The 19,953-nt window shown below is 68.1% G+C and carries 17 protein-coding genes; 6 read left to right on the top strand and 11 right to left on the bottom strand.

Going from position 1 to position 19,953, the window contains the following annotated elements:
• The 6 genes from G3M62_RS09075 to G3M62_RS09050 form a co-directional block, all read right to left on the bottom strand.
• Positions 1–1,386: a zinc-binding metallopeptidase family protein gene (locus G3M62_RS09075; RefSeq protein ID WP_165186377.1), complete on the bottom strand. Its 1,386-nt coding sequence runs from the start codon at positions 1,384–1,386 to the stop codon at positions 1–3.
• 2 nt (positions 1,387–1,388) lie between these two features.
• Positions 1,389–2,048 (bottom strand): cysteine hydrolase family protein, encoded by a 660-nt coding sequence (locus G3M62_RS09070; RefSeq protein WP_165186376.1) that lies wholly within the window; start codon positions 2,046–2,048, stop codon positions 1,389–1,391.
• Positions 2,045–3,109 (bottom strand): LLM class flavin-dependent oxidoreductase, encoded by a 1,065-nt coding sequence (locus G3M62_RS09065; RefSeq protein WP_165186374.1) that lies wholly within the window; start codon positions 3,107–3,109, stop codon positions 2,045–2,047. Before G3M62_RS09065 ends, G3M62_RS09070 begins: the two co-directional genes overlap by 4 nt.
• Positions 3,110–3,121: 12 nt before the next feature.
• Positions 3,122–4,420 carry an MFS transporter gene (locus G3M62_RS09060; protein WP_165186372.1) on the bottom strand — a complete coding sequence of 433 codons (1,299 nt, stop codon included), beginning with the start codon at positions 4,418–4,420 and terminating at the stop codon, positions 3,122–3,124.
• Between the two features lie 61 nt (positions 4,421–4,481).
• Positions 4,482–6,950: a TonB-dependent siderophore receptor gene (locus G3M62_RS09055; RefSeq protein WP_165186370.1), complete on the bottom strand. Its 2,469-nt coding sequence runs from the start codon at positions 6,948–6,950 to the stop codon at positions 4,482–4,484.
• A gap of 258 nt (positions 6,951–7,208) precedes the next feature.
• Complete coding sequence (locus G3M62_RS09050) at positions 7,209–7,361, bottom strand: hypothetical protein (RefSeq protein ID WP_165186368.1); 153 nt, start codon at positions 7,359–7,361, stop codon at positions 7,209–7,211.
• Positions 7,362–7,490: 129 nt separating this feature from the next.
• On the opposite strand from G3M62_RS09050, the gene arsC reads away from it, so the two are divergent.
• Both arsC and G3M62_RS09040 read left to right on the top strand, forming a co-directional pair.
• Complete coding sequence (gene arsC, locus G3M62_RS09045; protein ID WP_165186366.1) at positions 7,491–7,847, top strand: arsenate reductase (glutaredoxin); 357 nt, start codon at positions 7,491–7,493, stop codon at positions 7,845–7,847.
• A 137-nt stretch (positions 7,848–7,984) separates the two neighbouring features.
• Positions 7,985–9,025 (top strand): substrate-binding domain-containing protein, encoded by a 1,041-nt coding sequence (locus G3M62_RS09040; protein ID WP_165186364.1) that lies wholly within the window; start codon positions 7,985–7,987, stop codon positions 9,023–9,025.
• A 74-nt stretch (positions 9,026–9,099) separates the two neighbouring features.
• Here G3M62_RS09040 and G3M62_RS09035 read toward each other — a convergent pair whose 3' ends face one another.
• The 3 genes from G3M62_RS09035 to G3M62_RS09025 form a co-directional block, all read right to left on the bottom strand.
• On the bottom strand, positions 9,100–9,447 hold the full coding sequence (locus tag G3M62_RS09035; protein ID WP_165186362.1) for a hypothetical protein: 348 nt from the start codon (positions 9,445–9,447) through the stop codon (positions 9,100–9,102).
• Between the two features lie 29 nt (positions 9,448–9,476).
• Complete coding sequence (mepK, locus tag G3M62_RS09030; RefSeq protein WP_165186360.1) at positions 9,477–10,154, bottom strand: peptidoglycan L,D-endopeptidase MepK; 678 nt, start codon at positions 10,152–10,154, stop codon at positions 9,477–9,479.
• A 181-nt stretch (positions 10,155–10,335) separates the two neighbouring features.
• A complete protein-coding gene (locus tag G3M62_RS09025; RefSeq protein WP_165186359.1) occupies positions 10,336–11,829 on the bottom strand; it encodes a L,D-transpeptidase family protein in 1,494 nt (497 codons plus the stop codon).
• A gap of 220 nt (positions 11,830–12,049) precedes the next feature.
• Here G3M62_RS09025 and G3M62_RS09020 point away from each other — a divergent pair, with 220 nt between their 5' ends.
• The 3 genes from G3M62_RS09020 to G3M62_RS09010 all read left to right on the top strand — a co-directional run bounded on the left by G3M62_RS09020 (position 12,050) and on the right by G3M62_RS09010 (position 17,353).
• Positions 12,050–13,114, top strand: a complete 1,065-nt coding sequence (locus G3M62_RS09020) for a glycosyltransferase family 4 protein (protein WP_165186357.1) — start codon at positions 12,050–12,052, stop codon at positions 13,112–13,114.
• 120 nt (positions 13,115–13,234) lie between these two features.
• Positions 13,235–15,394 (top strand): amylo-alpha-1,6-glucosidase, encoded by a 2,160-nt coding sequence (locus tag G3M62_RS09015; protein WP_165186355.1) that lies wholly within the window; start codon positions 13,235–13,237, stop codon positions 15,392–15,394.
• Between the two features lie 162 nt (positions 15,395–15,556).
• A complete protein-coding gene (locus G3M62_RS09010; RefSeq protein WP_165186353.1) occupies positions 15,557–17,353 on the top strand; it encodes a glycoside hydrolase family 15 protein in 1,797 nt (598 codons plus the stop codon).
• Here the strand turns inward: G3M62_RS09010 and G3M62_RS09005 are convergent.
• Positions 17,325–17,912 carry a hypothetical protein gene (locus tag G3M62_RS09005; protein ID WP_165186351.1) on the bottom strand — a complete coding sequence of 196 codons (588 nt, stop codon included), beginning with the start codon at positions 17,910–17,912 and terminating at the stop codon, positions 17,325–17,327. The genes G3M62_RS09010 and G3M62_RS09005 overlap by 29 nt on opposite strands.
• Before the next feature lie 158 nt (positions 17,913–18,070).
• Here G3M62_RS09005 and G3M62_RS09000 point away from each other — a divergent pair, with 158 nt between their 5' ends.
• Complete coding sequence (locus G3M62_RS09000) at positions 18,071–19,066, top strand: acyltransferase family protein (RefSeq protein ID WP_165186350.1); 996 nt, start codon at positions 18,071–18,073, stop codon at positions 19,064–19,066.
• Here G3M62_RS09000 and G3M62_RS08995 read toward each other — a convergent pair.
• Positions 19,063–19,938: an alpha/beta fold hydrolase gene (locus tag G3M62_RS08995; protein WP_165186348.1), complete on the bottom strand. Its 876-nt coding sequence runs from the start codon at positions 19,936–19,938 to the stop codon at positions 19,063–19,065. The genes G3M62_RS09000 and G3M62_RS08995 overlap by 4 nt on opposite strands.
• Positions 19,939–19,953: the final 15 nt, after the last annotated feature.

The following is a 19,953-nucleotide window of genomic DNA, read 5'->3' as shown; positions in this document are numbered from 1 at the left end:
CTATTCGTTCCCGAACGGGTTGTCGGGATAGACCGCCGAGGCGGGGCGCTTGGCGCTCTGGTCGGGACTGGCCCGGCCGCAGACCGCCAGGGCGGTCAGGGCGTAGACCAGGGCGCTGTCGACCAGGTCCTGCGGCGTCGGCCGCCAGCGGCGGAAGCCGGTGGTGATGGCCGGGATGCGGTGCATGTTGAAAACGTTCTGGTCGCGCCACATGCTGGAATAGACCGGATTGGCCAGGGCCACGGGATGGCCCAGGCTGAGCTTGGTGGCGTCGTCGACGGCGGCGACCAGCGGGGCCACTTCGCGGGCGTCGGCCTCGAAGCCGTGGCGCACGACCACCGGCTCGATGTCGATGCGACCCAGGCCGGCCTCGCGCACCATGGCCTCCAGCGAGTGCTGGACCTCGGCCACGCGCTGCTTCGGCGTCAGGCCGACCTCGAGATAGAGGTTCACCAGCTCGGTGCCCGCGCCGAAGGCGAACGGGATGCCGCCGCGGATCGAGGCGATCTGCGACTTGGGCTGGGCCACGCCGCCGACGCTCTCGTAGCGGCTGGCCTTTTCGTATTCACCGCTCCAGGCGTGGATCGCCTCGGTCAGCTTGCCGATCTTGTAGATCGGGTTGGGATGCATGGCGGCCGTCTCGGGATGGTCGAGCAGCGGGGTGAACACCCCCTCGCCCCACACCTGGAAGCGGAACACCGCATAGCCGCAGCCCACCCAGGTCAAGCCGAAATCACAGCCCTCGGCGGCGATGGCGTAGTCCGGCGCGACCCCGCCGTGGTGGAACAGGTAGTGGGCCCCGATGTCCTTGCCCATGTAGGCGACGCCGCGATGCTCCTCGATCGGCTCGGGGCCGATCTCGCCGGGACAGGCGGTCAGGTACATCTTGCCCGCCAGCTCGTAGCCGGCCTTCTTGAGCGCCTTGGCGGCGATCATGAAGCAGCTCATCGGGCCGCGGTCGTTGGCGATCGGATAGCCATAGAGCTTGCCGTCCTCCAGCCAGCACTTCTCCCACTCGGGATTGGCGATGGTGTCGGGGCTGTACTTGTAGGCGTCCAGATCCGGGTTCCAGGTCGGCGCCTCGGTGTCGAGGTGGGCGGTGAAGAGGAGGTTCTTCCCGACGCCCTTGCCGCCGTGCGTGCCGATGATGTTCGGACGCTCGGGCGTGGCCCCGACCTTGCGCGGCGAGAAGCCCTCGCGCGCCATCCAGTCGTAGACGTAGTTGGCGACCTCGAGCTCCTTGCCCGAGGGGGCCGGAATGTTGCCCAGGGTCAGGGCCAGTTCGACGATCTCGTCCTGGCTGATGGCGGCGGCGATGGCCGCGCGGTCCTCGTCGGTGACGGTGTAGGGCGCGCTGGCGCCCATCGGCGGAAATCCGTCGGCCATACTCAAGCAGCCCCTTTCCAGGCGTCGGCGATCGCGGCCGTGTCGGTCAGGATCGCGCTGTTCAGCTCCATCACCTTCAGCGAGGCCTCATGGATGTCCGCCTCGTAGGCGGCGCAGGCGTCGGCGGCGACGAACACGTGGTAGTCGAGGTGGAAGGCGTCCTGGACGGTGCCGCCCACGCAGCATTCGGTGGTCAGGCCCGCCACCACCAGGGTGTCGACGCCCAGCTTGGTCAGCTGCATGTCCAGATCGGTGCCGACAAAGCCGCTGTAGCGGGTCTTCAACACCACCAGCTCGCCCGGCAGGGGCTTGGGACCGTAGAACTCCGAACCGACCTCCCCCGCCCGGCACAGGGCCGCGTCGACATCGGGGTCGCCCCCGCGCCGGCGCATGCGCTCGTTCCAGGCCGGGGAGTCGGTTTCGGCCGTGGTCGACAGGCCCACGAACACCACCGGCACGCCGGCCGCGCGGGCCTCGGCGACCAGCTTTTCGGCGGCCGCCAGGGCGGGCTCGACCACGCTCATGTCGATGAACGCGCCCAGCACGCCGCTCGGCGAGGCGAAGTCGACCTGCATGTCGATCACCACCACCGCCGTGCGGCCCGGCGCGATCCAGCCGGCCAGGCCCTCGGCGGCTGTCGAGGTCGGGCTCACCGCGTTCACGAATACACCGACCGCAGGCCCGGCAGGATGTCGGCGCCAAACATGGTCAGGCCCTCGACATAGTCGGGGAAGATCAGCATCAGGCCGTCCAGCTGGCAGTAGCTGACGAACTCCTCGATCTGCTCGCGGCAGGTGGCGGGCGAACCGACGACAGTGTGGGTCATGAACGCGCCCTGCTGGGCCGCGACGGTGTCCAGCTTCTCGGCCGGCACGCCCCAGCTGGCCAGCATGGCCAGGATCGCGCCCATGTCGGCGCCGTCCTTGTAGTGCTCGACCATGGCGGCGGCCTTGGCGTCGGTGTCGCCGTGGACGACCGTGCACATGGCGTAGGTCTTGATGGTCTTGCCCATGCCCTCGGCCGCCTTCTTGGCGCGCAGCGAGGCGTCGCGGCGCTCATCGGGCGTGCGGCCGCCGATGAAGCAGACGTCGGCCTCACGCACCGAGAACTGGAAGCCGCGGTCGGACATGCCGGCGCAGACGATCTCCGGACGCGGCTTGGACAGCGGCTTGGGCTTGGACTGGCAGTCCTTCATGTTGAAGAACTTGCCGGCGAAGTCGACGCTGTCTTCCGACCACAGGCGCTTGACGATCGTCGTCCATTCCTCGGTCAGGGCGTAGCGGTCGTCGTGGGACAGGCTGTCGTCCCAGGCGCCCATCTGGTCGAACTCGCCCTTGTAGGCGCCGGCCACGATGTTCAGGCCCGCCCGGCCGCCGCTGATGTGGTCCAGGGTGGCGATCATCTTGGCCGCCACGGCCGGGTTCTGCAGCAGCGGGTGGATGGTGGCCCAGATGCGGACGTTCTTGGTGGCCTCGGCGATGCCGGCCATCATCGTCACCGACTCCAGGGCCGTGCCCCAGTGGTCGGTCTCGCCGCCGAAGCCGCGGAACTTGCCCATGGACATCACGAAGTCCATGCCGACCTGGTCGGCGGTGACCGCTGCGGCCTTGTTCTGCTGGTAGAGGCCGTCGAGGACGGGGGTGGTCTTGGAGATGATCCAGCCGCCGTTGGCGACGGGCAGGAACACCCCGAAGTCCTTGTGCTTGGATGGGCTATGGAACATGGCGGCTCCTCCTTACGCGGCGTCTTGAAGCATATCAGGGACCGGTTCGGCGACCGGCTCGACTTGGGTGGCCTTGCGCGGGGGCCGCATGAAGCAGGCCGCCACGAAGATTACGCCGATTATGGCGGCGCACACCTGGAAGGTTGGCGCGAAGCTGCCCAGCTGGTCGCGCATCACGCCGCCGACCACCGGCCCCAGGGCCGAGACCGCGCCCACCAGGCAGATCAACGAGAAGATCTCCAGGTTGTTCTTGCGGCCATAGTAGTTGAGCAGAAGGATGCTGACGGCCAGCACGGTCAGGCCGAACCCGACGCCCACGCCCACGGCGAACAGCATCAGCAGCGGCCAGGTGGTGGCGTGGGCCAGGGCCAGGAGGCCGACGGCCATCATCCCTTGGGCCCCAGCCAGCAGCCAGCGGGGGTCGATCCGGTCGCCCAGCAGGCCGCCGCCCATCCGGGCCACCACCTGCATCAGCGATTCCAGGCTGATGGCGGCGACCGCCACGGCCGAGACCACGCCCAGCTCGCTGAAATGGGTCGGCGCCAGGCTGACGGCGGTCACCCCGCCCAGCAGGTGGGCGAAATAGGCGGCCAGGATCACGTAGAACTGCGGGGTACGGATCGCTTCCTTGACGGTCCAGTCGACCAAGGTGCGATAGACCTTGGCGTTGACCGGGGCGGACTGGATGTCCTCGGCCACGGCCTTGTCGGTCTCGACGGCGGCGGCTTCCAGCCAGGCGCGACCGCCGACCAGGGCCGCGCACAGGGCGCCGACCACGATCGAGGCGACGGCCTGAGCCCACCAGTACGGACGCCAGCCGCCATGGGCCAGGTGCATGCCCTCCACGGCCATCCAGGGACCGACCACGCCGCCCAGCGAACCGATGGTGAAATAGACCCCGAACGGCAGGGCGCGCTTCTTGAACAGCATCGACAGCACATGGGTGCCGGGGATCAGGGCCATCATCTGGTAGCCCACGCCCAGCAGGGCCGTGCCGACCAGATAGACCGCCAGGCCCGGCGAGGCGGCCAGGCACGCAAAGCCCGCCACCATCACCGCCGAACCGGCGATGATCGTGCCGCGCACCCCGATCTTGCGGATCAGGATGGCCGGCAGCTTGGACGAGGCCCCGCAGAAGGCGCCCAGGAAGGTGAAGCCGAGGAAGGCGGGACCAAAGCCCCAGCCCTGCTCCTTGATCATCGCCGGCAGCACCACGCCCAGCGACGAGAAGGTCGAGGCGGTGATCAGAAACAGCAGCAGGCTCAGCGCGCCGAGCAGCAGCCAGGATCTCCACGGGATCGTCGTCGACATGGGAGTCTCCATGTTTAAGCGGACCCCGCGCCCCTAGTCACCGAAGGGCGCGGGAGGGGAACTAGAACTTGCGCGACAGGGTCACGCGCCACTCGCGGCCCTTGCTGGGCAGCGCGCCGAGGTTGGCGTAGCTGTCGGCGTCGGGCGTGAAGTAGAGCTTGTCGAACAGGTTATCGATGTTGGCCGTCACCGTGTACGGCCCGTACTCGTAGTAGGCCGAGGCGTTGGCGACGTAGTAGGCCGGATAGGTCACCGCGTTCTGCACGGTGCCGGCGGTCTTGGTCACGTGGGTGACGCCCAGCGTGCCGCCGACCTTGCCCCAGTCATGATCGTCGCTGGTGTAGGCGCCGTACAGGCTGACCACCGACTTGGGGATCAGGGTGTAGTCGTAGTCGCCCGCGCGGCCCGGCAGGCTGCTGAACGCCCAGACTACATAGGTGCCGCCGAACGCTTGCGAGCCCGGGACGCCGGCGGTGTAGGCCGGGATGTACTGGAACGAGTTGTCCGGGCCCTTGACCGTGGTGTGCTGGGCGTTGCCGGTCGCCGTGAAGCTGAAGTGCTCCGACGCCAGCCAGCGGATTTCGAGCTCCACACCCTTGGCGCGGGTGCCGGTCGGGGTGCCGGTGATGCCGGTCAGCTGGGTGCGGTTCTGGCGATAGCCCGCCAGCGAGCCGACCAGCGTGCCCTTCAGCCACTGGAACTTCACCCCGGCCTCGGCCAGGTCGCTGTTGGACAGCCAGGCGTCGCTGGCGTCGGCGACCAGGCTGGGGGCCACGTCGCCGGCCTGGCTCATCTCCAGGGCCGAGGCCTTGGCGTAGGTGATATAGGGCATCAGGCCCGCCGGAGCCTTGTAGGTGGCGCTGGCGGTGTAGGTGAATTTGCCCTTGCTGGCCTTCTGCTCGCCGGCGATCTGGTAGCTGAGCACGCCGGTGTCGTTGGACTTGACGTCGTAGTCGTCCCAGCGGCCGCCCACCATCAGGTTCAGCTTCTCGGCGACCATGACGTCGGTCATGAAGAACACGCCCTTCTGTTGCCAGTCGGACTTGTTGTCGTTCTCCCAGGCCAGGCCCAGGGCGCCGGTCTCGGTGGTGAATGGGCTGTCGATGATGTCGGTGGCCGTCGCGCCGTAGGCGATGTCGCGGCGATCCAGAGCGATCACGCCGCTGTTGTAGCTCTCGCGCCGGCGGCCCGAGAAGTCGCGGTACGAGGCGCCGACGAACGACTTGGCCGTGACCAGGCCGTCGGCGAAGTCGTTCTCGAAGTTATAGGTCAGGCGCGCTTCCCAGACCGAGCTGTCGAACCAGGCCGGGTAGCCGTAGCTGACGAAGCGCTTGTTTTCCTGGTCGTCGTAGAACAGCTGGGCCTTGATGGTGCTGCTCGGCGACAGGGCCTTGGCCAGGTCGAAGTACAGCGTGTTGGTGTCGGTCTTCGAGAAGTCGGCCGGGCTGATATAGACCGTGCGCGGCGACAGCTTGGTCGTGCCCACGCCGGTGTCCAGCGTGTGAGCCGCGTCGGTGCTGTAGAAGCCGTAATAGGCCTGGTACAGCGGCTTGAACGCCGGGTCGTAGTAGTACGGATTGGCGCTGTTGCCGCTGATCTCGTTCAGGGTCAGGCGGCCGTTGTGGTCGCTGTCGACGATGCTGGTGTCGCGGCCGGTGGTGTAGGTCCCGGTGTCGATCAGGGTCTGGGTCAGGCGGTTCCAGCCGGGCGTCTGCACGTCGCCGTCCGAGTGGTACTTCATGCCGCCGAACGCCGTCGACCAGCCGTTGCCCAGGTCGAAGTCGGCCGAGATCTCGCCGGTCTGGCGACGCGGATAGATGCCCTTGTAGAAGCTGTGGCTGTCCTCGACCTCGCCATAGGCGTAGACGCCGCCCGTCACCGGACCCAGGTTCACCGGCAGGCCGACCTGGGCCGTGGCGTTCTTCTTGTTGTACGAGCCGTAGGTGGCGGTGACCTCGCCGGTCGGCTCGCTCAGATAGCCACCCTCGTTCTTGCCCGACTTCGGAATGAAGTTGAGCATGCCGCCCACCTTGCCCGAGCCGTAGATCGGGGTCGGCGGACCGCGCACGATCTGGATCTGGTCGGCCGCGCCGATCGGGGTGGAATAGGTGCCGCGGTTCTCGATGCGCTTGAAGCCGCGGAAGTAGTTCTCGGCCAGGGTGCCGCGAATGTTCAGCGCGCCGGGCACGCCGTAGAAGCTGGCGGTGTAGGTGCCCGGCGAGACGGCGGTCAGGCCGTCGATGGTCTCGATGCCGTAGCGCTGCAGGGTGGTGTCGCTGACGAAGCTGGCCGAGCGCGGCGTCTCCAGCAGCGGTTTGTCGATGCCGAACACCGTATTGTTGGGCCGGGTCTCGATCAGGCCCGCCTTGTCGCGCGCCTTGACCACGATCTCGTCGACGGCGGTCGAAGCGTCGGCAGCCGGATCCGCCGCCGTATCGGCGGCGAAGGCGTGGCTGGGCGACGCGGCGACGGACAGAGCGAGCAGAACAGCGACGGAAGAGCCCGCCATCAAAAGCCGTTGGTTCGACATAACGTCCTCGTTCGAGGCCGTCGCGCCCATCACCCGCGGTGATTATCCCCAGGACGACGCCTCTTGAGAACGAGCATCACCCAGCCGCCGCCGCTTGACGGGATCGTCATCTGACATTTTGAACGAAATGTCGCCAGCGCGTGCTTTTTGCTCAGCCAACGGCTCTTTCCGCACGGCGAAGGTCAAGAAACTTGATCCACCGCGCACAAGGAGCCGCCAAAAGCGTTGCGACTTGACCCGCCGTTCGGCGCGCGGGCGTCAGCGGTGGTCGGTATTGACCCAGATCACATCGCCGCGGTCCTGGTCGTGCGACCATCCCAGATTCCGGGCGCCGTTCCAGCCGGCCGTGATCAGGCCGCAGGTGATCACCGACATGAAGGCAAGGCTGCGCAACGTGGAATAAGCGGACATGGGAACACCTCTCGGGCGTGAGCATGCCGGCTCAGGGTTGCCGCTTGGTTGACTTGACCATGGAGCCAGGCGCGGCGGGATGACGCGCCGGCTCTTTACAGAGCCTTCGCCGACTGGTTCACCGCGATCATGACCGACTTTCCCATCACCATCTTCCACAACCCGGGCTGCGGCACCTCGCGCAACGTGCTGGCCATGATCCGTGAAGCGGGCCACGAGCCGTCGGTGGTGGAGTATCTGAAGCGCCCCTGGACCCGGCAGCAGCTGGCCGAGCTGATGGCGCAGGGCCACGTCACGCCGCGCGACTGGCTGCGCGTGCGCGGCACGCCGGCCGAGGAACTGGGGCTGACCGCCCCCGACGTCTCCGACGATGCGATCCTGGACGCCATGGTCGCCCACCCGATCCTGGTGGAGCGTCCGATCGTGGCGACGCCCAAGGGCGTGGCGCTTTGTCGGCCCAAGGAACGGGTGCTGGACCTGCTGTAGCGCGCAGGCAAGATCGTCCGTGAACGGAATCCGTCGCAAATCTGTCGCCAAATTGTGACAAATGACGGGAGCATGGAACGTAGAGTTGCGTCTACATTCTCCTTCTTGCCCCCTCAAAAAAGTAGGAAATGCCCCCAATGAAGACCCTGCTCGGAGCCACCGCCGCGCTTGGCCTGCTGGCTGGCGCATCCAGCGCCCACGCCGCCCGTGACTATGTCTGGGCCGCCGGCTCCTCGACCGTTTTCCCCTTCTCCACCCGCACCGCCGAGAACTTCGCCAAGAAGACCGGCAAGAAGGCGCCCAAGATCGAGAGCCTCGGCACCGGCGGCGGCATCAAGATGTTCTGCGGCGGCCTGGGCGAGAAGTTCCCCGACATCGCCAACGCCTCGCGTCCGATGAAGAAGTCCGAGTTCGAGGCCTGCAAGTCCAAGGGCGTCAACAACATCGTCGAGCTGAAGATCGGCTTCGACGGCATCGTCGTGGCCATGGACAAGTCCTCGCCCGACTACAACTTCAAGATCGAGCACCTGTATCTGGGCCTGGCCCAGAACGCCCTGCGCGGCGGCCAGTTCGTGGCCAACCCCTACAAGACCTGGAAGGACATCGGCGCCGGCCTGCCGGCCAACCGCATCCTGGTCTACGGCCCCCCGCCCACCTCGGGCACCCGCGACGCCTTCGTCGAGCTGGCCATCGAGAACGGCGCCAAGAAGTTCCCGACCGCCAAGTCGCTGGCCGAGAGCGACGAGAAGGCCTTCAAGGCCAAGGTCGATCCGCTGCGCACGGACGGCGGCTGGGTTGACGCCGGCGAGAACGACAACGCCATCGTCGGCACCATCGAGAAGACCCCGGGCGCCCTGGGCGTGTTCGGCTACAGCTTCCTCGAAGAGAACGGCAACAAGATCAAGGGCGCGGCCATCAACGGCGTGAAGCCGAACGCCCAGACGATCGCCAGCGGCCAGTACCCGCTGTCGCGCTCGCTCTACATCTACGTCAAGAAGGACCAGGTCGGGGTGACCCCGGGCCTGAAGGAATTCATCGCCGAATTCGTGTCCGACTCGGCGACCGGTCGTGGCGGCTATCTGCAAGGCCGCGGCCTGATCCCCCTGCCCCCGGCCCAGCACGAGGCCGTCAAGGCCGCCGCCGGCAAGCTGCCGCCGATGGCCGCGCCGAAGTCGTAAGACGTTCGACGCCGGAAACAGGAAAGGCCCCGGAGCGATCCGGGGCCTTTTTCTTTGTGGAACGGACGGGGTTCCTAGTTCGTCGGATGCTCTTGCTCGGCCCGCGAGGTCATGCCGGCGGCGGCGGCGTCGTCGGCCATCTGGGCGTCGACCGGCGTCTGGACGGCGGCGGGCGCCGGAACGACGGCGGCGGGCGGCGGCGCTTCGGGCTTGGCGGCGGTGGCCACCGGGGTCGGACGCGTGGCGGCAGCGGTGGCGGCGTCATCGGCGGCCGTGCGGATCTCGGTCGGGCCGTCTTCGTAGCCGCGGTCGAAGCTCATCGAGCTGGCCATCAACAGCACGCCGGCGGTGGCGATGGCCCCGACCAGGGCGCCCAGGAGAATCCATCCGAACGGGTTGCTCTTGCGTTCGGCCTTGGCCATCCGGGCTATCCTCTAAATCTGCGGCCCTCTCAGGAGCCGGACCAACGCCGGACGGGTCCGACGTCGACGTGGACGAAATTGCTGACGGGGTAATAACCCACACCACCGCGTCCGAGATCCAGGGCCGCGGCCCGCAGTCGATCCAGAGCGACGTCCTCCAGATAGACATCCATCGCCTTGCCGTCCATGTGCAGGCTGCGTTTGGCGACCTGACCGCTGCGTTCGTGCAACATCGCGTTGGTCTTGGGCGAGCGGTAGCCGGAGATCACCTGGAAGTGCGACTTGGTCTCGGTCTTCTCGGCCAGGGTCGAGAGCGTGTCGAACAGCTCCGGGTGCATCGAATAGACGTCGCCGGTGCGATAGTCGCGCAGCACCTTGTCCAGCGCCTGGACCGCGTCGGGCACGTACTCGCCCTTCTCGTAATAGACCGCTTCCAGCTTTTCCTGGGTGTGGATGTTGTGCAGCTTCAGCCAGCGGGGGCCGTGCGAGGCCGGGCGAACCTGCGAAACCGGAGCGGCGACGGGCGCGGCCGGGAACGAAAGATCCTCGGCCGGCATTCCTTCAGGCAGATCGGACTGCCGCTGCAGAAGATCGGCGATGGGATCGGAGATCCCCAGCTTCGACTGGGCGAAGGCCGCCATCGGCCCGACCGCGCTCGCGCCGAGCACGCCGAGGCCAAGCCCCAAAAGCTTGCGTCGTTCGATCATGGTTACGCTTCCCCGGACTGACCTCGCGCGACGCCGGAAGGCCGGATCACCGCACTTGGCGACCCTCACGCGATCACTAAAACGCCAGAGTCTTTACGAAACCGCCACCACCTTCGCGGAGGAAGGCCGGCCGAAACGAAAAGGCTGATGACGGGGAAGAGGCCTTACGCGGGACCCTGGGTCAAGCTGAGCCAGGACCCGATGCGGCAATACGCTGCACCAGCACCTTGTCCCAGCCATAGGGATCATCGCGGAAGTTCATCTGCCCATCTGGCGTCATGTAGGCCGTCCAGTAGAGCAGAAATACGGCGATGGGCTGGCCCAGTTGCGCGCGCACGGTCTTGCCCGAGGCGATGGTCGCGTCGACCACGTCCGGCTGCCAGTCGGGATTGGTGGCCAGCAGCTGCTTGGCCAGCGGGATCGGCTTTTCCAGGCGCACGCAGCCGTGGCTGGCCAGGCGGCTGAAGCTGGCGAACTTCGAGCGGCTGGGCGTGTCGTGCAGATAGACGCCGTAGGGGTTGTCGAAGTCGAACTTCACCAGGCCCAGGGCGGCCTTGGGTCCGGCCTTCTGCTGCAGGCGCGATCCGCCGTCGCCGGTGGGAATGACGATGAAGTCGTTGTTGGCGAAATAGCGCGGATTGGCCCGCTGCTTGGGCCACAGCTCCTTGGCGGCGATGCCGGCGGGCACGTTCCAGGGCGGATTGAGCACGATCGAGTGGATCGTCGACTGCAGCATCGGCGTCTCGTCGCCCGGCCGCCCGGTCACCGCCCGCATGGTCAGGTTCGGGGCGTCGTCGTGGAAGACGCTCATCACGGCGGCGGCGATGTTGACCTGGATGCGGTCGGCCGGCAGCTGCTGCGGCAGCCAGCGCCAACGCTCCATATTGGCCAGGATCTGGTCGATCCGGCGCTCGACGGGAACGTTCAGCGCGGTCAGCGTCGCCGGGCCCAGGCCGCCGTCGGGATTGAGGCCAAAGCGCTTCTGGGCGCGCATCAGGGCCTGTTGCAGCGCCTCGTCGAACACTGCGGCCTTGTCGACGGCCACCGTCGCGTCCTCGACCGCCAGCCGGGCCTCCAGCGCGGCGATGCGCGGATCGCCGGTCGCGCCCAGCTTCAGCGCCTCGCCCGCCGCGATGGGCTTCCAGCCCCCCTTGGCGGCGAGATCGCGATAGGTCGCCAGGCCCCTCCGCAGGGTCTGGTAGCCGGTATAGGGCGGCGGCAGGCTGTCCAGCCACGGGCCCAGGCGATCCTGGGCGGCCGCCTGCACGAAGTCGGGACCCGGATCGTAGGGCAAGGGGCGCAGGCCCCAGTCGGTGAGAAAACCGTCCGGCGTCAGGCGCCCGGTGCGCACGGCCTTGGCGTAGCGCAAGGTCAGGGCGATCAGCTGGGCCTGGCCAGCCTGGCGCGCGCCGCCGTCGCGGGCGTTCAGCTGCGGCAGGATGGCGTCGGGCGCGAAGGCGATCGGCTCGAAGCCGTGGGTGTGAGCCTGGTTCAGCGTCCGGACCAGCAAATCCACCTGATCGGAACGCAGCACCACGCTGGTTGGCGGCGGCGAGGCCGGCTGCTGAGGAACCCGCACGACAGGCGAATTCTGGATCTGCGCGAGAGCGGAAGAAAACGAGAAAAGCGAAAGCGCACCGCCAAGCAGTGCGTCACGTTTGGTCCAGGACTTCATCACCGTCGAAAGGTCTCGCCGCACGCTCGTACGCGGCCAGTCCGCGTACTTTCAAATGGCCGTCACGATCCAGGCTCGTCAACGCCAGTATCGTGGGAGGCGAACGGTTCAGACCGCTTATGGTTCTTTATTTTCCATGCGGAACCTTAACGCCACACTGGCGGTTTGATCCGACGACAGGGCGCGCGGTCGCGCCCTTACAGCGTCAGGATTTCCGTCCATGAGGATCGCCCAGGTTCCGCCCCTGTACGAAGCCGTGCCGCCCCGCCTCTACGGCGGCACCGAGCGGGTCGTCGCCCACCTCACCGACGCCCTGGTCGACCTGGGTCACGAGGTCACCCTGTTCGCCAGCGGCGACGCCCGCACCAAGGCCGAGCTGGTGGTCGTGCGCGACCAGGCGATCCGCCTGGACCCGGCCCCGCTGAAGTCGGACCTGGCCGCCCACATGGCCATGCTGGCCGAGGTGAAGCGCCAGGCCCACCGCTTCGACGTGATCCACTTCCACACCGACATGATCCAGTTCCCGATGTTCGAGGACATGCCGGAAAAGACCCTGACCACCCTGCACGGCCGCCTGGACCTGAAGGATCTGCCGGGCGTCTATCGCCGCTGGCCGCAATATCCGCTGGTCTCCATCTCGGACGACCAGCGTCGCCCCCTGCCCTTCGCCAACTGGGCCGGCACGGTGCTGCACGGCATGGCCGCCGAGATCTACGAGTTCAACGCGACCTCCGACGGCTATCTGGCGTTCCTGGGCCGCATCTCGCCCGAGAAGGGCCCGGACCGCGCCATCGCCATCGCCAAGCGCCTGGGCAAGAAGCTGAAGATCGCCGCCAAGATCGACGCCGCCGACCGCGCCTATTTCCACAACGAGATCGAGCATCTGCTGGACGATCCGCTGATCGAGTTCGTCGGCGAGATCGGCGACCACCAGAAATCGGAATTCCTGGGCAAGGCCGACGCCTTGCTGTTCCCGATCGCCTGGCCCGAGCCGTTCGGCCTGGTGATGATCGAGGCCATGGCCTGCGGCACGCCGGTGATCGCCTATGAGTGCGGCTCGGTGCCCGAGGTGATCGAGGACGGCCTGACCGGCTTCATCGTCAAGGACGAGGACGGCGCCGTCGAAGCCGCCCGCCGTCTGCCCCAGCTGAATCGGTTCGACGTTCGCCGTCGGTTCGAGGAGCGATTCTCGGCCATCGCCATGGCCAACCGCTATCTCGACATCTACGGCCAGCTTGAAGAAGCGTCCGCGCCGAAGCGCCTGACGCTGGCCCAAAGCGCCTGACCGTTCCGCCCGGGCCGCCGCGCTCGGAACACGATCAGGTTTTAGGAATCGGGAACCCGCCCGCCGCAGCCTCGCGGCGCGGCGGGTTTTCGAGGGACCTCAGCGCAAGAGGCCAAGTCCATGGATGATATGACCCCCGACACCCCCGTGGGTTCGGTCGAGACAGGCGAAACGGGCGAGCCCCGGGTGCCCTATCGGCTGTTCGCGCTGAAGGACAAGGACACCTTCCTGGTGGCCGACGCGTTCGGCGACGTTCTGGGCGCGGCCGACGGGCTGTTCCACGACGACACGCGCCTGCTGTCCAAGCTGCGCCTGCTGCTGGGCAACCGCTCGCCGGCCCTGCTGAGCGCGGCGGTTTCGCAGGACAACGTGTTCTTCACCTCGCACGCCACCAACGAGCCCCTGCCCGCCCTGGGCGGCGCGGCGGCGCCGCACGGCGCGATCCACGTCGAGCGCAAGCGGTTCCTGTGGGACCAGCGGCTCTACGAGCGCCTGCGCTTCGTCAACTACAGCCGCGACATGGTCATCCTGCCGGTCAGCCTGGAATACGACGCCGATTTCCACGACATGTTCGAGGTGCGCGGCTCCAAGCGTCCCGGCGGGCGCGGCCGCGTACTGCCGGCCGAGATGAACGGCCGCAGCGTCACCTACGCCTATGACGGCCTGGACGGCGTGCGCCGCACCAGCATCATCTCGTTCTCGGAACCGCCGGGCCGCCTGGGGCCCCAGCGCGCCGACTTCATGTTCATGCTGACGCCCGAGACTCATTTCGACCTCTATATCGAGGTCGGCGTCGAGCACGCTCACGCCCCCACGCGCGAGCGCTGGCGGGCGGCGGCGGCGCGGGCCCGGGTCGACATGCGCAAGCGCCGGCGGCGCGGCGCGCGGCTGCACAGCTCGGGCCGGCTGTTCAACGACTGGCTGGAAAAGTCGCGGGCGGACCTGGCCCTGCTGACCACCGAGTTCGCCACCGGTCCCTATCCCTATGCCGGCATCCCCTGGTTCTCGACCCCGTTCGGCCGCGACGCCATCATCACCGCCTGGCAGGTGCTGTGGATCGAGCCCAGCCTGGCCAAGGGCGTGCTGGGCTATCTAGCCGAGCACCAGGCCGAGGAGGTCAGCGCCTTCCGCGACAGCGCGCCCGGCAAGATCATGCACGAGACCCGCAAGGGCGAGATGACCGCGCTGGGCGAGCTGCCGTTCGGCCGCTACTACGGCGGGGTCGACACCACGCCGCTGTTCGTGGCCCTGGCCTGCGCCTATGCCGAGCGAACGGGCGATCTGGCGTTCATCGAGGGGCTGTGGGAGCCGCTGCTGGCGGCCATCGCCTGGATCGAGCACTTCGGTGACAGCGACGGCGACGGGCTGATCGACTACGCCCGTGGCCTGGACTCGGGCCTGTCGAACCAGAACTGGAAGGACAGCGAGGACAGCGTCTTCCACGAGGACGGCAAGTTCCCCGATGGGCCGATCGCCGTGGTCGAGGTCCAGGGCTACGCCTTCGCCGCCTTCAAGGGCATGGCCGACCTGGCCGAGCGGCGCGGCGAACCCGAGAACGCCGAGCGCTGGCGCGCCAAGGCCGAGCATCTGCGCCAGCAGGTCGAGACCAAGTTCTGGATGGAAGACAAGGGCTTCTACGCCATGGCCGTCGACGGTCACGGCAAGCCCTGCCGCGTGAAGGGCAGCAATCCAGGCCACCTGCTGTTCTGCGGCCTGCCCTCGCCCGACCGCGCCAAGAAGGTGGCCGAGACGCTGCTGTCGGCGGCGTTCCACAACGGCTTCGGCGTTCGAACCCTGGCCCAGGGCGAACCGCGCTTCAATCCGATGAGCTATCACAACGGCTCGGTCTGGCCGCACGACACCGCCATCTGCGCCATGGGCCTGGCCCGCTACGGCCAGCGTGACGGGGTGGTGGAAATGACCTCGGGCCTGTTCGAGACCGCCGTGCACTACGAGATGCGGCTGCCCGAACTGTTCTGTGGTTTCCCGCGCCTGCCGGGCGAGCCGCCCGTGGCCTATCCGGTGGCCTGTCTGCCCCAGGCCTGGGCGGCCGGCTCGGCCTTCATGATGCTGCAGGCGTGCCTGGGGATCACCATCGACGGCTGGCGGGGCGAGGTGCACCTGACCGACCCGCGCCTGCCGATCGGCATCGACAACCTGCAGATCGACGGCTTGCGGATCGGCGCGGCCTTGACCGACATCACCTTCGAGCACGTCGGCGCTCATGTCGCGGCCCACACCAGCAAGCACTCGCAGGTGCCGATCCTGATCCGGCGGTGATCTTAACTCCGCTCATCCCGGCGAATGCCGGGACCCAGATGGCAAGGCGGAGCGCCGGTTCCAAGACCTCAGCGCTTTTCCAATCAGCCTCCCAGCTCTGGGATCTGGGTCCCGGCATTCGCCGGGATGAGCGGATCTTGAATTGAAAGCGGAGGGCTAAGAATGCCGCAGAACCTCGACCTTTTCCCGATCGGCAACTGCGCCGTCAGCGCCCTAATCGACCGCTGCGGGCGCTTCGTCTGGGCCTGCGCGCCGCGCATCGATTCCGACCCGGTGTTCAGTTCGCTGCTGGGCGGGCTGGAGCCTGGCGATCCATCGACGCAAGGGACCTGGGAGGTCGCGGTCGACGGGGCCAAGACCGTCGACCAGGAATACCTGCGCAACACCCCGATCCTGCGCACGGTGATCACCGACGCCGACGGGGCCAGCATCGAGATCATCGACTTCGCCCCCCGCTACCAGCAGTTCGGCCGCAGCTTCCGGCCCACCGCCTTCATCCGCCTGATCCGCCCGCTGACCAGCGTGGCGCGGATCACCATCCGCCTGCGCCCCACCGCCGACTGGGGGGCGCGCCCGGCCGAAACCACCCACGGCTCCAACCACGTCCGCTACCTGTGCTCGGACATGACCCTGCGCCTGTCCACCGACGGGCCGGTGTCGCACATCCTGGAGGAGCGCACCTTCCGACTGGAAAAGCCGATCGCGATGTTCCTGGGCGCCGACGAGGGTTTCAACGCCGACATCGGGGCCACCTGCAACCGCATGCTGCAGCAGACCCAGGAATACTGGATGGACTGGGTGCGCGGTCTGGCCGTGCCGCTCGACTACCAAGGCCCGGTGATCCGCGCGGCCATCACCCTGAAGCTCTGCATGCACGAGGAGACCGGCGCGATCGTGGCGGCCATGACCACCTCGATTCCCGAGCACGCCGACAGCGGCCGCAACTGGGACTACCGCTACTGCTGGATGCGTGACGCCTATTACGTGGTCCAGGCCCTGAACCGCCTGGGCGCGGTCGACATCCTGGAGAACTACCTCGGCTATCTGCGGAACATCGTCGACCGGGCGGCGGGCGGTCACATCCAGCCGCTATTCGGCGTGGGGTTCGAGCCGCAGCTGACCGAGCGCTTCGCCCCCGCCCTGCCCGGCTATCGCGGCATGGGGCCGGTGCGGATCGGCAACCAGGCGTTCGAGCATCAACAGCACGACGTCTATGGCCAGATCATCCTGTCCACCGTCCAGGCGTTCTTCGACGAGCGCCTGCTGCGGCCGGGCACGGTCGAGGACTTCCACAATCTGGAGCCCGTCGGCGAGCGCGCCTTCCAGCTGCACGACCAGCCCGACGCCAGCCTGTGGGAGTTCCGCGGCCGGGCCAATGTCCACACCTATTCGGCGGTGATGTGCTGGGCCGCCTGCGACCGCCTGGGCAACGCCGCCGCCCGTCTGGGCCTGACCGAGCGCGCCACGTTCTGGAACGAACGCGCCGCCAAGGTGCGCCAGACGATCGACGAGCGCGCCTGGAACGCGGACCTGGGCCGCTTCGCCGCCACCTTCGAGGGCGACGAGCTGGACGCCAGCCTGCTGCAGCTGGTCGACCTGCGCTTCCTCGAAGCCAACGACCCGCGCAACGAGGCCACGGTCGCCGCCGTCGAGGCGGGGCTGCGCAAGGGCTCTTACCTGCTGCGTTACGCCATTCCCGACGATTTCGGCGCCCCGCAGACGGCGTTCAACATCTGCACCTTCTGGCTGGTCGAGGCCCTGTACCTGGCCGGCCGCATCGACGAGGCGCGGTCGCTGTTCGAGGAGATGCTGGCGCGGCGGACCACCGCCGGCCTGCTGTCGGAGGACATCGGCTTCGCGGACGGCGAGCTGTGGGGCAACTATCCGCAGACCTATTCGCTGGTCGGCCTGATCAACTGCGCGGTGCTGCTCAGTCGGCCGTGGACTTCGGTGCGGTAGACGGCGGCGAATTGGCGACCGGCGCTTCGGCGGCCGCGGCTCTGGCTCCCGCCTGCATGCGCTCCTGCTCGGCCTTCCAATCCTTTTCCGGCTTGAGCGAACCGCCGTCGCACATCTGCTCCAGATCGTCGAATTCGTAGTCGTAGGTCGAGGCTAGCTGCGTGACCGCGATCAGCTGGGGCAGGAATGTCGTGACGCCGGCGGTGCTCAGCGCTTGCTCCGCCCCCATGCGCATCGACGCGGTCGCCGAAGACATCGGGCCGTGCGGCCAGGTCTCGCAGCGCAGAAGATCGAACCGGCTGCGCGCCCGCCCAAGCACATAGAGGTCGGTGGCCTTGACGGCGTCCGTGCGCGCCAGGCCCATGCTCGCCATGTAGAGACAGAGAGCGTCGTAGGACTGTCGTTCGCTCCAAAGCCGAGCGGCCGCCTGAGGGACGGTGATCAGCTTTTCGGGATCGGGACAGGCGCGGAGCTGTGCGGGCGGTGCGGCCAGGGCGCTGGCCGGCCAGATTGCCAGACCCGCCGCCAGCGTGAACACCAAGGCCAGCAGGGCCGACACTCGGCGCGGGGTCCGACAACACGCATGAGAGAACAGGATCATTCGCACAACCTAGCGCTTCGAGATGAGACCGTGAAGCTTGTGGTCGAAGCCGGTGTCGGGCCTTGCGAAATCATGGCGATCCTGAAAAATCATCGGTTCATGTCTTTGGAGCGCGCATGACGCAAAGGTTCGCCGCCCTGGACGGCCTGCGGGCGGTGGCGGCGCTGGGGGTGCTACTGTACCACGTCGCCGACTGGTCGGGACGGCCGGGCCGTTTCGCCCACGGCTATCTGGCGGTGGATTTCTTCTTCTGTCTCAGCGGCTTCGTCCTGGCCCACGCGTTCGAGCACCGCCCGATCGGCTGGCCCGCCTATCTGCGGATCCGCATCGTGCGGATCTGGCCGCTGCTGGTGCTGTCGACCCTGGTCGGCGCGCTGCTGACCGCCCGCCACAGCCCACCCTTCTGGCCCAACCTGGCGCGCGGCCTGCTGCTGATCCCGCGCCTGGGCCATCCGGCCGAGTTCACCTTCCCCACCCTCTTCCCGTTCAACCCGCCGGCCTGGTCGCTGTGTCTGGAGGTGATCGTCAGCGCCCTGTGGTTCCCGCTGCGACGCGCGCCCGACCTGGTGGCGGCGACGATCGTTTTCTGCGGCGGCGTGATCATGGCCTGGGTCGCCCTGGGGCTGAACGGGGTCGAGACCGGCTGGGACCAGGCGACATTCTGGCTGGGCGTGGTGCGGGCGTCGTTCAGCTTCGGCCTGGGCTGGCTGGCCTGGCGCTACCGGGCCCTCGCGCCCCGCCCGCGTTTCTGGCTGCCGGCCGCGATCCTGCTGGCGGTGCTGGTCATGCCGCTGGCGCCCCGGCCGTGGAACGGGCTCTACGACTTCGCCTGCGTGGCGGTGCTGTTCCCGCTGCTGGTGCTGGTCGGCGCCCACGATCCCAAGGGCGCGCTGGGGACGGCGTGCCGGACCACGGGCGACGTCTCATATCCGCTCTACGCGATGCACTGGGCGACCTGGGCGGTGATGCTGCGGGTGTATCCGGGCGGCTGGCAGTCGGTGCTGCCGGTGTGGTTCCCCGCCTTGGCCGTGGTTGTCGCGCCGGTCGTGGCGTGGGTCGCGTTCAGGGTCTACGACGCGCCGGTGAGGCGGTGGTTGGGATCACGCCCCTAGCACCGTCTTGTCCCCACCGACGCCTGCTCGCCGTTCAGCCATCCCACCGCATCGACCACATAGTCCCTCTGGGCGTCGAGGATCGAGGTGTGGCTGGCGAAGGCGTCGATGACCACCGCCCGGCAGGCGCGGTCGGCCGGGGCGACCTGGGCGGCGCGCCAGTCGCGGTCGAGGGGCGCGTTCGGGGTCCGGCTGGCGACGATCACCGCCACCGGGATGGTCGGGCGCAGCGCCGGCAAGGCGTCGACGTCGGCCAGGCCGGGCAGAAAGGCCCGCTCCTCCTCGAGCCCGGCCAGGATGCTGCTACGCCCCGTCCAGGCCGAACGGCGACGGGCCGCGGCCTCGGCGGCCGGCGAGATGTCGTCCATCAGCGGGACTAGGTGGGTCAGGCCCACGGCGCGGGCGAACGGCGTGAAGGCCGCCAGCCGCGCCTCGTGCTCCAGGTCCGCCACCGCCAGCGGGTGGTCCTTGACCTCCGTCCCGACCGCGTCGACCAGCACCAGTCCGGCCGTGCGCTCGGGCCACATCCGGGCGAAGGCCTCGACATAGAGGCCGCCGTTCGAATGCCCCGCCAGGATCACGGGCGCGTCGCCCTCGTGCGCCGCCACCAGCACACCCAGGCGCTTGGCGATGGCCAGGGGCGAACGGTCGAGGTCATGGATGGCCGCCCAGCCGATGCCGTCGCGGTCGTAGGCGCAGACCCGCTGCTTGGTCGCCAGTTTCTCGGCGACGAGCGACCAGTCGGCCGCCCCGCCGAACGCGCCGGCCTCCAGGATCACGGTCGGACGCGACGTCCGGGCCCCGATGCACTCCAGCTCGCCGCTGACCTTGGCCGGCGGCCTGGCCGTGACACAGCTGGTCGTGGCCAGCACCACAAGCGCCAGCGC

The organism is Caulobacter soli (assembly GCF_011045195.1).
Lineage (GTDB): Bacteria > Pseudomonadota > Alphaproteobacteria > Caulobacterales > Caulobacteraceae > Caulobacter > Caulobacter soli.
This window is presented reverse-complemented; position numbering and strand designations above follow the sequence as displayed.

What these genes read in the sequence shown, in the direction of transcription:
- G3M62_RS09075 (WP_165186377.1), bottom strand. Translation starts at nt 1,386, where the DNA reads ATGGCCGACGGATTTCCGCCGATGGGCGCCAGCGCGCCCTACACCGTC.
- G3M62_RS09065 (WP_165186374.1), bottom strand. Translation starts at nt 3,109, where the DNA reads ATGTTCCATAGCCCATCCAAGCACAAGGACTTCGGGGTGTTCCTGCCC.
- G3M62_RS09060 (WP_165186372.1), bottom strand. Translation starts at nt 4,420, where the DNA reads ATGTCGACGACGATCCCGTGGAGATCCTGGCTGCTGCTCGGCGCGCTG.
- G3M62_RS09055 (WP_165186370.1), bottom strand. Translation starts at nt 6,950, where the DNA reads ATGTCGAACCAACGGCTTTTGATGGCGGGCTCTTCCGTCGCTGTTCTG.
- G3M62_RS09050 (WP_165186368.1), bottom strand. Translation starts at nt 7,361, where the DNA reads ATGTCCGCTTATTCCACGTTGCGCAGCCTTGCCTTCATGTCGGTGATC.
- arsC (WP_165186366.1), top strand. Translation starts at nt 7,491, where the DNA reads ATGACCGACTTTCCCATCACCATCTTCCACAACCCGGGCTGCGGCACC.
- G3M62_RS09040 (WP_165186364.1), top strand. Translation starts at nt 7,985, where the DNA reads ATGAAGACCCTGCTCGGAGCCACCGCCGCGCTTGGCCTGCTGGCTGGC.
- G3M62_RS09035 (WP_165186362.1), bottom strand. Translation starts at nt 9,447, where the DNA reads ATGGCCAAGGCCGAACGCAAGAGCAACCCGTTCGGATGGATTCTCCTG.
- mepK (WP_165186360.1), bottom strand. Translation starts at nt 10,154, where the DNA reads ATGATCGAACGACGCAAGCTTTTGGGGCTTGGCCTCGGCGTGCTCGGC.
- G3M62_RS09025 (WP_165186359.1), bottom strand. Translation starts at nt 11,829, where the DNA reads ATGAAGTCCTGGACCAAACGTGACGCACTGCTTGGCGGTGCGCTTTCG.
- G3M62_RS09020 (WP_165186357.1), top strand. Translation starts at nt 12,050, where the DNA reads ATGAGGATCGCCCAGGTTCCGCCCCTGTACGAAGCCGTGCCGCCCCGC.
- G3M62_RS09015 (WP_165186355.1), top strand. Translation starts at nt 13,235, where the DNA reads ATGGATGATATGACCCCCGACACCCCCGTGGGTTCGGTCGAGACAGGC.
- G3M62_RS09010 (WP_165186353.1), top strand. Translation starts at nt 15,557, where the DNA reads ATGCCGCAGAACCTCGACCTTTTCCCGATCGGCAACTGCGCCGTCAGC.
- G3M62_RS09000 (WP_165186350.1), top strand. Translation starts at nt 18,071, where the DNA reads ATGACGCAAAGGTTCGCCGCCCTGGACGGCCTGCGGGCGGTGGCGGCG.